We start from the raw sequence: 12,232 nt of genomic DNA, 5'->3' as shown, positions 1-12,232 counted from the left end.
TTGGTTGGACTCAAATATATTTCCTGCAAGAAAATGCAAATATTTAAATACAGATATCTTTAAATAATTACAATTTTTTAATGCGATTGCCCTGGCCGGGGATGCTTACCCGGGTTTTGCGTTCCATTGATGTCGTGGTTGCAACCCAAACTCGGTTGACTTTTGACGTGATCCAACCCCTGTGGCGCTCCCGTGGCCCCTGTGCGCGGTTTCTGCGCTCCAGCGGGCGCCAACCCCGTTCTCCCGATTGATCACTCCCGATCCGCAGGCGCATTCTGCCCAGCGCACGCCCGCGCGATGAGGAGAAGCGTATGCAAGCCAAGGCCACGAAACCGTGTCGGGTACGCGGCGCGCACCCGACACCCATGCTGGATGGTATCGGGGAGCGAATCTCCTGTTGGAACGCCAAGCAACGAGTGGGACAAGCCCTCGACCGGTTCGATCACCCACCGGTGAACCCACGCCACCGAATGTGGGGTACGACAACGATTCCTTCATTTTTGGGCCACAACGCCGTATCTCTGATGCAAGGTCAGAAAAACGAACGTTTTTCTGGTACAGATCCTTACTGTGCCCGACAAACCCCATGGGTGCTGTTCTGATGCCTGTTGCCATACCATAAAACTCATATAGGAAATCCAAGTACCCAATTTGTAAGGCGAGTTGAGTTTTGTGGTACGTACTTTCTAGACTAGGAGCATCACAAACCCGAATACGCCAAGGCTTCGCGAGGGCGACATCACTGCCCGAGCCGTTCGGAGCTATGGAGAGGTGACTCTATGGCCCCAAAATGAAGGAATCGTTGCCGTACCCCGTGTTGAGCGGTCCGGTGGCGGGCTTGGCGCTACTGATTGCGGGCATCGTCGGCGTGGGCTTTTTGGCCTACGACCTGGGCGAACGGGTGGGCTACGCGAAAGAGGGGCTGGCGCAACGGGCCGTCCATCCGCCTGCGCCGAAGCCGCCGCCAGCCAAGGAGCGGTGAGGGGCGCTCGGTGACAGGCGGACGCCGTTCACAGGAACACACCGCCCGACGCCTCAATGCGCTGGGCATTGATCCAGCGGGTGTCCTCCGCCAGCAGCGCGGCGATGACGCCGCCGATATCGTCCGGTACCCCGACGCGGCCGAGCGCGGTCTGCGCGGCGATCTGGGCATTCATCTGGGCGTTGTCGCGCACCACCCCGCCGCCAAAATCGGTCTCAATGGCGCCGGGCGCGACGACGTTCACTGCGATGCCGCGCGGTCCGAGTTCCTTGGCGAGATAGTGCGTCAGCACTTCAATCGCGCCCTTCATCGACGCATAGGCGGCATAGCCCGGCAGCGCGAAGCGCGTCAGGCCGGTGGACAGGTTGACGATGCGTCCGCCGTCGGCGATCAGCGGCAACAAGGCCTGGGTCAGGAAGAACACCCCCTTGAAGTGGACGTTCAGGAGTTGATCAAACTGCGCCTCGGTGGTGTCCGCAAAGCCGGCGTGTAGGCCAATCCCCGCGTTGTTCACCAGAAAGTCGAATTGTTCGCGTTGCCACTGCGTGCGCAGCAAGGCCTGCACCTGTGCGGCAAAGCCGGCAAACGCTTGGCCGTCGGCGACATCCAGGGACAGCGCCACGGCGCGGGCGCCGAGTGGCGCGACCTCGCTGACCACGGCCTCAGCTTCGGCCGGGTGGCTGCGGTAGGTGAAGATCGCATCCACGCCGTGGCGGGCCAGATGCAGGACGGTATTTTTGCCGAGACCCCGGTTGCCGCCGGTCACAATGGCGATTTTCTGACTCATGGGGAATTCCTCGCGTTCGGTACAGTGATTCGGTCGGGACAGACCGGACTGCGCGGTCTATCGGTTGGGTGCTCCAGGAATACTCCGCCTCTCTTGCTCGGACGGGCGCCGGTGCGGAACGCGCGGCGGGTGGACATGAACCCGCGCGCAGCCCGGTGCGGGTCAACGCGCCTATAGTCTCGGAACCGCATCAGGAACTCCAGGTTGCGTAGTACCGGGACAAGCTCTTGCCTTTAGGCGGGGTAGTTGACGAAGCGATTTAACGTCTAGCATAGCCGGGCTTTCGCGATCCAGCGCGGTTTCCGGATACCCGAGAGACCCCTACCGGGTGAATTCCTCGTGTAAATTTTCCCGTGATCGGCACTATGGGGCATGCAGGTGAACCGAGCATCGCTTAGCAGGATCAATGGGTTGGATGAGGTTGATGCCCTAGCCCCGCGCTGCCAGCCCTCGCCATCACAGGAAAATTTACAGGACCAAACGTGATGCGGTGGTCGAAATACACTTGATCGTAGAGCGTTTGTTTGGCTGCCACGAACGTGCCGGGGGTGTTCGGCAGGTCGCCGGGCGGGGGCACCGCTTTCGTGCTGGCGGTCGGGCGTTCCGTGGGCGGGGCGGCAGGTTTCCCGTGGAACCCGTCGGTTTTGATGCCCAAAGCGGCGAGAACGGTCAGGGCGATGGAGGCGAGGATGCCGGTCAGGGTTTTGGGAATGGGGGTGGCGGTGCGCCGGGCGGATCGTCGGGCCATGGGTGCGGGCGGTTCGTCGCGAGAAGGGATCGAAACTATACTGCCATAAACCCCCTTGCGCTCTCGCCGAGATCGTTCGCCCGTCTTCCTACCGCCGGAGATTTCCATGCCCCGATGGCCCTCGTCCGTTCGCCCGCCGGCCCGGCTCCTCGGCGGCGTCGCCGCTCTACTGCTCTCGCTGGGGGCGGTCGCGGGCGGAACCGAACCCGCGCTCTTCGACACCCGCGACCGCATCCATCCGGTCCACGCCCGCCACGGCCTGGTGGTCGCCCAAGAGGCTTTGGCTAGCCAGGTCGGGTTGGCCGTTCTCCGAGGGGGCGGCCACGCCGCCGACGCGGCGGTGGCGGTCGGCTTCGCGCTGGCGGTCACGCTGCCTCAGGCGGGCAACCTGGGCGGCGGCGGGTTCCTGCTGGTTTACGACGACGGCAAGAAGCAGACCGAGGCCATCGACTTTCGGGAAACGGCTCCCGCCGCCGTCGGCCGGGACTTTTATCTGAACGAACGCGGCGAGGTGGACGAAGCTCGCATCCGCCACAGCCACCAAGCGGCTGGCGTACCGGGCACGGTGGCCGGGCTGGCGCTGGCCCACGCCCGCCACGGTCGCTTGCCGTGGCGGTCGCTGCTCGAACCGGCGATCCGCCTGGCCGAGCAGGGCTTTCCGGTCGGTCCCGAGCTGGCGCGATCGCTCCGAGAAGCCCGCGAGCGGATGGCGCCCTGGCCCGCCAGCGCGAAAGCGTTTTTCAAGCCCGACGGTTCCGCCTATTCGCCCGGCGAGACCCTGCTCCAGCCGGATCTGGCCGCCTCGCTCAAGCTGATCGCCGAAGAGGGTTCCCGGGCCTTCTACGAGGGCGAGATCGCGCGAAAGCTGGTCGCCGACATGCAGGAACACCGAGGGGCGATCATCGCAGACGACCTGAGGGGCTACCGGGCGGTCATCCGCGCGCCGGTGCGGGGCACGTATCGGGGCTACGAGATTGCGTCGATGCCGCCGCCCAGCTCCGGCGGTGTGCATCTCGTCCAGATTCTCAACGTCCTCGAAACTTGGTCGCTGGGAGATCTGGGCCACAACGGCGCCGCTACGATCCATCGCTTGGCCGAAGCCACGAAACTCGCCTACGCCGACCGCAGCGAATACTTGGGCGATCCCGATTTCGCGAAGGTGCCGGTCGCCGGCCTGACCTCGAAGGCTTACGCCAGGGAACTGGCGGCGCGGATCGATCCGAACCGGGCCAAGCCGGCGGCCCAGATCAAACCCGGCCAGCCGCACCGCTTCGAAAGCGAGCAAACGACGCACTACTCCGTAGTGGACCGGGACGGCAACGCCGTCGCCGTCACCTATACCCTGAACTTTCCCTACGGCTCCGGGATCGTCGCCGCCGGCACCGGCATCCTGCTCAACAACGAGATGGACGACTTCGCCGCCAAACCCGGCGTCCCGAACGCCTACGGCCTGATCGGCGGCGACGCCAACGCGGTCGGCCCCGGCAAGCGCCCGCTCAGCTCAATGGCCCCGACCCTGGTGTTCAAGGACGGCCGGCTGGTGTTGGTCGCCGGCAGCCCCGGCGGCAGCCGGATCATCACCGCCGTGCTGCAAGTCCTGTCGAACGTAATCGACCATCGGCTGAACTTGGCCGAAGCGACGGTGGCGCCACGGGTGCACCATCAGTGGTCGCCCGACGAGCTGCGGGTCGAGGAAGGGTTGAGTCCGGACACCGTGCGCCTGCTGGAGAGCCTGGGCCACAAGGTGGTGATCCGGGAGGCGATGGGCGATACTCAAAGCATTCTCCGCGCGCCGGAAGGGTGGTACGGCTTTTCCGACACCCGCCAGCCGGGCGGTTTGGCGGCGGGTTATTGAAGGAATGCGGCGCGGCCAAGGCGGGCTGAGTGACGGGGCGTGGTGTTGGAACGCATGACCAGTCGCGGCGCCGGCCACCATCGGTGAAAAACCATCACCCGGACGCGCGTCGGGCCAAGAGGTCCCTGCTTGAGGCGGAGCACGTCATGCCAACGGTTGATGCGTTATTGATCGGCGCCCTCCGAATCCTGGAACCCGAAGGGCAGCGCATCGGCCTGTTCAAGGAGCCGGTGGCGCGGGTGGTGGTCCGGCGGTTCGGCCTCGTCGGCGACCACCAGGCCGACCGCCGTTACCACGGCGGTCCAGAAAAAGCGGTGCATCAGTATCCACCCGACCACTACCCCCGGCTTGCCGCGCGGTTTCCGGCGGCGGCATCGCACGCTGTGCCGGGCTCGCTGGGCGAAAACCTCGTCAGCGCCGGCATGACCGAGCGCACGGTGTGCATCGGCGACCGCTACCAAATGGGCGAGGCGGAGTTGGAGGTATCCCATCCCCGCACGCTGTGCTGGAAAATTAACCACCGGTTCGGTGAGGCCGAACCTGTCGCGGTTCTTGCTGGCTGAGCGGATGACCGGCTGGTACTACCGGGTAATAAGGAGAGAAAAGAGCGAATATGGATGAATGCCCGGGTACCCTGTTCATTTGGCCATACAGTTTAAAAGATCCGAGTGTCGAGGCCATAGATGCGATAGACCATCAGAAATTGGGTCGTGACCTGGGGCAAGCTCTGCGGAAATACAAGCAGCGCAATAGAAATGATCTTTGGGAAGTTGTTTTTCATTTCCAATCGGCAGGTGATAAACCTCCGCTTTTAGGCGGACACGTCTTTAGCACGCATCCTTTCAAGGGTTCCGCTTGAGCGGAGACCCTATAATGGTCCCCAAATTTCGGACAGGTAAATAAGGTAGTCTCTGCACGGATAAACCGCACGATAATGCGGAGATACGCAATGCAGGGGGTGTAAGCCCAACCCCCAGAAAATCTCGCCAAAACTTTCCCGATAATGACCCAAAAAGGGAAAGTTTTTAACGTCAATCACGATCAACTCAGACCTGAATGGGCACAAATTTAGCTGTCCCAATCATCATAAATGGGAAAGTTTGCCGCGCCGGAAAAATCTGGGGTTTGGGCTTACACCCCCAGCTCCTCGACGACCGCCACGCCCGGCGCTCCACCCTGGTGACCAGCCAACTCCCCGTGGACCACTGGCATGCCTACCTAGGCGATCCCACGCTGGCTGACGCCATCCTTGACCGGCTCGTCCATAACGCCTATCGCCTGCACTTGAAAGGAGACTCCCTCCGGAAAACTCGTACTCCCTTGACGGCCACTCCCGTCAGCCAGTAACAATTCTCCTCCCACGTCGCCGCGCGCCGTCGGTCCGGCCGAATCGCCCGGAACCGGCGGCCGAATCCCCACTGGAAGGGGTGGCCGAATCCGACTGGAATTAGTGGCCGAATCTTCGCTGGAATGGGCGGCCGAATGGACTGGAATACGCAGGTTGCGGCTCAGAGGGCCTGCTGGCGCAGCGCCAGCCAGCGGGCGACGGACCCCGGAGGTCGGCGGGGATCGTGCGTCCGCTTCACGGGCGGCTTCTGGGGTCGGCGCGGATGCCTGCGGTAGTGGCGCAATGGGGTCGTGTTCCTGACGGGGATACGGATCTCCATAAGTGGATCCAGTCGGCGCTTTCGCCTACGCCGTGACCCCTCACCCTCACCGAAAAATTTACCGGAGGAAACAGTGTAGCGAGGGCCGGGCGCGCCCCCGATCGAGGGGGCGGGGGTGGGAGCCGTATTCCTGATAAAAATCATCGATATCACAAAAAATCTCAGTCATAGGAAGAATTTTCATAGCAATCTGCTCCGTATAAAATAAGGGATAAAGTATCAAATAATTGATAGCATCATAAAAGTATCGATAATTATAACATAATGAAAATTAAATAATAATTCACGTTAACTTAAACTTCGATGATTTTTGTCTTGACGATGGGGTCCACCATAGTGAGTCCAGGAACCGTTCTGTTTGCAAATAATCTGGTCCTGAAACAGGGCCTGTTTGCAGGCCCATGCCGTTTTGTTTGCAGGCCGCTACAGTTACCCATCAATGCGAATTAAGTGCTACGAAAAATTTCAGGAAAAACAAGCATGAACATGGCGGCAGCCAATCGCCCGAAGACATGAACTAATAATCCGGATGAGGAGCGGACTTTACTCGCTTTTTGAATCTCTACGGGTCCATTCCCCGCAGCTTGCTGCGTTCTTTGGTAACCCAATACCCCGCAGCTTGCTGCGGGGTCGTTTATTACCCGTTTTTTCATTAATCCAATTAAAGAATGATTCAATAGGCTGACGAACTTGACTGACTGCACGAGATAACCATTGATCGGCACCATCTAAATATTCCTGACCTTTGAGTCTCTTAATAGGTGTTAACAGCTCAATTCCTTGCGCTGCAGCGATCGGTTTTAAATACTCATAAGCTTTATCACCATACGCTCTATTTTCGGGTAAGTAAGGCAAAAAATTCTCCAATACTTTCCCATCATTTTCACTAGCCGGCGTGATGCCTATATAATCAGGAAAAGGTAAGCTTCCGATCTGCTGCTGGCCTAAAACATGCAGTTTAACGCCATAATAATACAGTTTCTTCGACGCACAGTAGCCCCGACTGGCATACTCTGGAGCGACCCGTGCGTTGAAGCTATGTCCTTGTTGAGCAAGGATAATCGGTTGAAAATCAAGCAACCAATCGCCCAAAACAGGGCCACGGGCAGACAGAATTTCGACGAGCGGAGCGAAAACATCGCCTACTTTATTCACCCGTTGTACAAATCCAGGATAGGAAGGCAATTTGGGAAACCCATCACCCAGATGACGGTGAGCTTCGTCATAGATAGTTTTAATCTCACGGTGTTTATTCATAATCCCAAACAAGAAAAGCGTAATGACCTCTTCATCAGTAAACAACAGATCACAGTAAGGACTAAATCGTTGGCAATGAATCCAAAGGTCTTCTTGATAATGTTTGCAAACCATCTCATAAAGAGTGATTCACTGAATTTGCCAGTCCATCGTAGTCGCTCTAATAGGTGTGGTGAGAAGCGCCTATTATACAATGGACTGGCAATCTAAATCATCCAATGCTGTTAGCTCTTAATTCGCATATCACTTCCTGCGCATCCTGATGATTCCCCGATTCACCTGTTTGCCGACATGAGCGAAAAAATTAAGAGACCGGGAATCGCTGAAGGTCAGTCGGGTCCGCCACCGGCCGCCGATGGGGGGCGGCCGCCCTGCCGGGCGACCCAGATGACGGTTTTAAATTGCCAGGAAGCCTCCCGGACGCCAATGAGCTCCGCGAGCACGAAGCCGTGGGATTCCAGCAGCCGCTTGACGCGCAGCTTCGCCCACGACGGGGGGCGCGAGCGCCAGCGGCTGTACAAATCGATGAACCGGTTTTTCAGGGAATCCCGGTAAGGGGTCGGTAGCAGAAAGAGGCCACCCGGCTGGAGCGCGCGAGCAGCGAGTTGGACCCACTCGCCCAGCTCGGAGTAGGGTTCGGGCGATTCTGTACTGAGGGCGATATCGAAACGGCCCGGTTCCCCCCGGGGAGGATCGAGGGCCATCCCGGTCGCGGTGACGGGACTCGCTGGGGTGCCTTCAGCAAGACGGGTGGTGCAGTGACAGCCGGGGTCCATCCCCCATACGGTATTATAGCCCGCCTGCTGGAGCGAAACGGCCAGCGGTTCACCTCCATGTCCGATCCAGAGGATCCGTCGGGCACCGTGCAAGGCGCAGATGTTCAACACCACGGACCGCAGGGCGGGACTCGCACCGGACGCTTCCGTTCCGGAACGAGAGGACATCGGTGATTCGATCCTGTCATCCGCCGCCATGGCGCCTCCCCTGCGCGTAGCCTCGGGCGCGCCCGCGCCGATCCCCACCCTTTCGGCCATCGGGCTTCCGGTCTGAAGCCCGCACCATCACGGGCGCCAAAATGGCTTGTTGCCTTCCTGGAGGGCGTCGACGCGGTTGATGCCAAGGTCTTTCAACATCGCGTCGTCAAGGGCCAGCAGAGCGCGGCGCTGGCGATAGATGGCATAGCTCTCGCGCCACCAGGCCAGCGCGGCGCCGACACGGGCGCGAACGCCGGAGAGGGGGTCGGCAGGGCATTTCAGATACGGGGTTGCGATGCTGAACATGGGATGGTCCTCCGAGTGGTGAGTCGTGGCTGAGAATGAAGGCCCTTCTTTGATTTGTCTAACGAATAGATTTAATATGACCAATCAATTTACCTGATCAATCGGGAATCCTGTTATGTCGACCCAACTCGATCCGGATCTGTTGCGCACGTTCGTCGCCATTGTCGATACCGGCGGCTTCACCCTCGCCGCACGGCAAGTGCACCGCACGCAATCGGCGATCTCGATGCAAGTGCGGCGACTGGAAGAGACCCTGGGCCGGGTGCTGTTTCAGCGCGACGGTCGCGGCGTGCAACTCGCACCGGACGGCGAGGCTCTGCTAGGCTACGCGCGCCGGTTGCTGAAACTGCACGACGAGGCCGTCGCGGCGTTGACTCGCCCGGAGTGGTCCGGACGGGTGCGGATTGGCACACCGGACGACTATGTCGATCGCTTCTTGCCCGACATTCTGGCCCGCTTCGCCCGCGCCTTCCCAAGGGTACAGGTGGAAGTCACCTGCGAAACCAGCGCGAACCTGCGGCGGCTGCTGACCGAGGATCGACTCGACCTGGCGGTGATCACCTCGGGCTGCGCGCCGGGCGGGGAAACTGGCGAGGTGCTGCGCCACGAACCGGTGGTGTGGGCCACCGCTGAACGCCATCTCACCCACGAGCAGGAGCCGTTGCCGCTAGCGTTGTTCCAACCCGGCTGTTTGTTCCGCGATTGGGCGCTGGCCAGCCTAGACGGGAGCGGCCACCCCTATCGGATCGCCTACACCAGCGCCAGCTTCAGCAGTATCCTGGCCGCGGTGAAAGCCGGCCTGGCGGTGACCGCCCTGTGCCGCAGCGTCTTGCCGGCGGGGGTGCGACCGATCGGGGTCGAAGAAGGGTTTCCACGGCTGCCGTCGGCCGGTATCACCTTGCACCGAGGCAGTCCCGGATCGGCGGTGGCGGAAGGTCTCGCCGGTTACCTCCGTGAGGGGTTTGGCGCAGACGCGCTGCCGCTAGCTGTCGCCATGGACCCGGTCCCGGCGGCGCGCGTCGGGGGCACGGCGAGGGCAGGGTATGAGTAGCAGCAGACCTAGCTCCCTGGTTTGGACGCGATGTGCAACTTTAGCGGATAGGTTTTGAAGCGACACGGCTACCGGCATAGGTGATTACGAGGCGATCGGGGAGTATCTCCGGCGGCATGGGGCGGCGGGGTTTCCGGGGTGAGGGGATCGGAGTACCTGGGTGCAGCAAGCGGCCCATCACTGGCGGATCAAGCAGGTATGGCAGGGACAATCGCCCGTCAAGGTGGACCGTATTCTGCGCGATGGCGACACTGTGCGGCTGGGTGAAGTCGTGTTGACCGCAAATCACACTCCCAGCCACACTCGCGGCCCACGCCGAATGGTTCGGTTACCCGGAGAAGCGCGATCAGGCAAAGATCGTAGGGCTGCAGGCTTGGGTGAACCCGGAGGAGTACCGGCGGTTCGTCGCCAAGCAGAAGCGGGCGTTCGAGGACCAAGTCGACCTCGAAATGGGCGTGAAGAATCAGGTGCGGTGAAGAGTTCCTCACCGGCCCCGCCTAACAACCGGTTGCAGCGGATGGCGCGGCGCGCCGCCGCTGCAACCGGAGCGTTAGCACTTACCAGTTAATGCGAGAAAGAGCAACAGAAGGTATCTATGCACGAAGTGGGATTCATTGGCTATGGAAGTATGGGGCGCATGCTTGTTAATGGACTGCTGTCGTCTGGGGCAGTGGCTCCTGCGGACGTGATCATATCCACACGTACCACAGCTAAACTGGATTCTCTTGCTCGGCAGTGGCCGAGTATAGCAGTCACGGGTGACAACAGGCTGGCGGCGTGCGAAACCCGCATTCTCTTTATTTGCGTTAAGCCACTGGATACCTTACCGGTGCTGTTGGACCTGATCCCGGTGGTGTCGCTGGAGACACACATCGTCTCCATTGCTGCTTGCGTCACTATTAGTGATCTTGAACAGGTCTTTAACGGTAAGATCACGAAGGTCATCCCGAGCATCACTTCCGAGGTTCGCGAGGGCGTATCGCTTGTTTGTCATAACAGCAAGGTTTGCGGCAAAGATGCGGCAAGGGTCGAAGCTCTTCTTCAGTCAATCGGCCAAATTGCAAAGATTTCCGAAGGCGATTTTGAGGTGGCAACGGACCTCACAAGCTGCGCACCCGGTATGATCGCTGCGATGTTTGAGAATTTTGTCGGGGCTGCACTGAGGCATGGGGATCTTGCCGTGGAGGTAGCCCAAAGGATGGTAGTCTCAACACTTCTGGGGACGGCGAAGTTGCTCGCGGAGCGCAACATGGGGTTTTCTGAGCTGATTGATCGAGTTGCCACCAAGGGTGGCATTACGGCAGAAGGCGTAAAAGTTCTTAACCATCATCTACCTGCGGTGTTTGATGAAGTGTTCGAGAAGACGCTCACCCAGCATGAAACCGTGAAAGAGATGGTGAAGAATCAGAACGTTACGCAAGTAGCGATGCGCTAACAAGTCGCTGGAGCCGACGGCCTAGCGGCCACGGCTCAGCGCCAGCGTTAGGCCTCATATCCACCACCACCCTGGGGAGCCCACGAAATGCCAGCACCTGTTCGCGTTGCCAACGTCGCCAAGCCAATTGCCGCGAGATTTGGGCTGAATCAATGTCGCCCATGCGCTACAGCGTTGCGCGAAGCCTTCATGCGCTCAGGGCTGCACGGGTATGTCGCTCGATTGGCTACGCTGGGCGGTCGAGGTAATATAGTAATGCGCGATCCAAATTTTCGCCTTCCATTCATCATACCGCCAGGCGAGCACTCCATAGCCACCAGCGGGCAACACTTTGGCGCAGTTGTTCAAGAACACGTCTTTGACAACATATTTCGCGAGGGAATTCTCCTCGCTGATTGGCAGGCGCAGTTCGATTGCGACGTTCACCACTTCACAATATCGAAGATTGAGTCCTTTTAGCTTGCACACCTATGAGGCCTAACCCTTCCCCGACGGCAGCGAGGGCGCCAAACTGGAAATAACCCATTTCCATTCATAGTGAGGGGATTGCCATGAACGCGACACGAATCGGGCTGGATAGTGCCAAGCAGGTGTTTCAGGTTCACGGGGTCGATGAACGGGGTCAGGTGGTGCTACGCAAGACCCTGAAGCGCGCCCAGGTGCTGACGTTCTTTGCTCATCGACCGGCGGCGCGGATGGGCCTAGAAGCGGGAGGTGGTTCTCATTACTGGGCACGGGAATGGACCCGGTTGGGCCATGAGGTGAAATTGATCGCCCCGCAGTTGGTCGCTCCCTATCGCAAAAGCGGGAAAGCGGGGAAGAATGACCGAAACGATGCGGAAGCGATTGGTGAAGCGGTGGGTCGACCTCACAGGCGGTTGGTGCCGATTAAAAGCGAAGAGCAGCAAGCGGTGTTGACTCTCCATCGGGCGCGGGAACGGGCGGTCAGTGACCGGACGGCGCTGATCAATCAAATGCGGGGCTTATGGCATTGCTTACAAGTTAAGCGATTTGGTTGATTGTCAAGGGGGAAATAGAGGGTATTGGAGGACGTTTATGGGGCGCTTTTTTGCGGGGTCGTTTAAGAATGCCCAACTCGCGAGCGTGGTCGGCCAAATAGCGGACGGGGTCGGTGGTCGGGTCTTGGGCGACCGCGTGGGTCAAAAAATA

The 12,232-nt window shown here is 59.9% G+C and carries 12 protein-coding genes and 2 pseudogenes; 9 read left to right on the top strand and 5 right to left on the bottom strand.

Features of this window, described 5'->3' with window-relative positions:
* Positions 1–311 precede the first annotated feature (311 nt).
* Both BN873_RS20255 and BN873_RS18480 read left to right on the top strand, forming a co-directional pair.
* The gene (locus BN873_RS20255) at positions 312–602 is read left to right on the top strand and encodes a hypothetical protein (RefSeq protein ID WP_139031793.1); all 291 of its coding nucleotides are present in this window, start codon (positions 312–314) and stop codon (positions 600–602) included.
* A gap of 188 nt (positions 603–790) precedes the next feature.
* Positions 791–982: a hypothetical protein gene (locus BN873_RS18480; protein WP_048677163.1), complete on the top strand. Its 192-nt coding sequence runs from the start codon at positions 791–793 to the stop codon at positions 980–982.
* Positions 983–1,010: 28 nt separating this feature from the next.
* Here BN873_RS18480 and BN873_RS18475 read toward each other — a convergent pair whose 3' ends face one another.
* Positions 1,011–1,769 carry an SDR family NAD(P)-dependent oxidoreductase gene (locus tag BN873_RS18475; RefSeq protein ID WP_048677160.1) on the bottom strand — a complete coding sequence of 253 codons (759 nt, stop codon included), beginning with the start codon at positions 1,767–1,769 and terminating at the stop codon, positions 1,011–1,013.
* A gap of 403 nt (positions 1,770–2,172) precedes the next feature.
* On the bottom strand, positions 2,173–2,517 hold the full coding sequence (locus BN873_RS18470; protein WP_048677158.1) for a hypothetical protein: 345 nt from the start codon (positions 2,515–2,517) through the stop codon (positions 2,173–2,175).
* 106 nt (positions 2,518–2,623) lie between these two features.
* Here BN873_RS18470 and ggt point away from each other — a divergent pair, with 106 nt between their 5' ends.
* From ggt to BN873_RS18455, 3 genes and pseudogenes are all read left to right on the top strand, one after another.
* On the top strand, positions 2,624–4,372 hold the full coding sequence (ggt, locus tag BN873_RS18465) for a gamma-glutamyltransferase (protein WP_048677155.1): 1,749 nt from the start codon (positions 2,624–2,626) through the stop codon (positions 4,370–4,372).
* Positions 4,373–4,518: 146 nt separating this feature from the next.
* Positions 4,519–4,935, top strand: a complete 417-nt coding sequence (locus BN873_RS18460) for an MOSC domain-containing protein (RefSeq protein ID WP_053085461.1) — start codon at positions 4,519–4,521, stop codon at positions 4,933–4,935.
* 577 nt (positions 4,936–5,512) lie between these two features.
* Positions 5,513–5,719, top strand: a pseudogene (locus BN873_RS18455) (ATP-binding protein); the annotation flags it as partial.
* A gap of 863 nt (positions 5,720–6,582) precedes the next feature.
* On the opposite strand, the gene BN873_RS18450 reads toward BN873_RS18455, so the two are convergent.
* The 3 genes from BN873_RS18450 to BN873_RS18440 all read right to left on the bottom strand — a co-directional run bounded on the left by BN873_RS18450 (position 6,583) and on the right by BN873_RS18440 (position 8,576).
* On the bottom strand, positions 6,583–7,341 hold the full coding sequence (locus tag BN873_RS18450; protein WP_242434473.1) for a transposase: 759 nt from the start codon (positions 7,339–7,341) through the stop codon (positions 6,583–6,585).
* Positions 7,342–7,625: 284 nt separating this feature from the next.
* A complete protein-coding gene (locus BN873_RS18445) occupies positions 7,626–8,240 on the bottom strand; it encodes a methyltransferase domain-containing protein (protein ID WP_171820528.1) in 615 nt (204 codons plus the stop codon).
* Between the two features lie 117 nt (positions 8,241–8,357).
* Positions 8,358–8,576: a DUF1127 domain-containing protein gene (locus BN873_RS18440; RefSeq protein WP_048677148.1), complete on the bottom strand. Its 219-nt coding sequence runs from the start codon at positions 8,574–8,576 to the stop codon at positions 8,358–8,360.
* 115 nt (positions 8,577–8,691) lie between these two features.
* On the opposite strand from BN873_RS18440, the gene BN873_RS18435 reads away from it, so the two are divergent.
* The 4 genes and pseudogenes from BN873_RS18435 to BN873_RS18420 all read left to right on the top strand — a co-directional run.
* Positions 8,692–9,627 carry a LysR substrate-binding domain-containing protein gene (locus tag BN873_RS18435; RefSeq protein ID WP_071244495.1) on the top strand — a complete coding sequence of 312 codons (936 nt, stop codon included), beginning with the start codon at positions 8,692–8,694 and terminating at the stop codon, positions 9,625–9,627.
* Between the two features lie 595 nt (positions 9,628–10,222).
* Positions 10,223–11,062: a pyrroline-5-carboxylate reductase dimerization domain-containing protein gene (locus BN873_RS18430; RefSeq protein ID WP_048677146.1), complete on the top strand. Its 840-nt coding sequence runs from the start codon at positions 10,223–10,225 to the stop codon at positions 11,060–11,062.
* Between the two features lie 87 nt (positions 11,063–11,149).
* Positions 11,150–11,521: a papain fold toxin domain-containing protein gene (locus tag BN873_RS21420; protein WP_082161411.1), complete on the top strand. Its 372-nt coding sequence runs from the start codon at positions 11,150–11,152 to the stop codon at positions 11,519–11,521.
* A 92-nt stretch (positions 11,522–11,613) separates the two neighbouring features.
* Positions 11,614–12,048 (top strand): annotated as a pseudogene (locus BN873_RS18420) (IS110 family RNA-guided transposase); the annotation flags it as partial.
* Positions 12,049–12,232: the final 184 nt, after the last annotated feature.

The sequence above is a fragment of the Candidatus Competibacter denitrificans Run_A_D11 genome (genome assembly GCF_001051235.1).
Classification (GTDB): Bacteria; Pseudomonadota; Gammaproteobacteria; order Competibacterales; family Competibacteraceae; genus Competibacter_A; species Competibacter_A denitrificans.
This window is presented reverse-complemented; position numbering and strand designations above follow the sequence as displayed.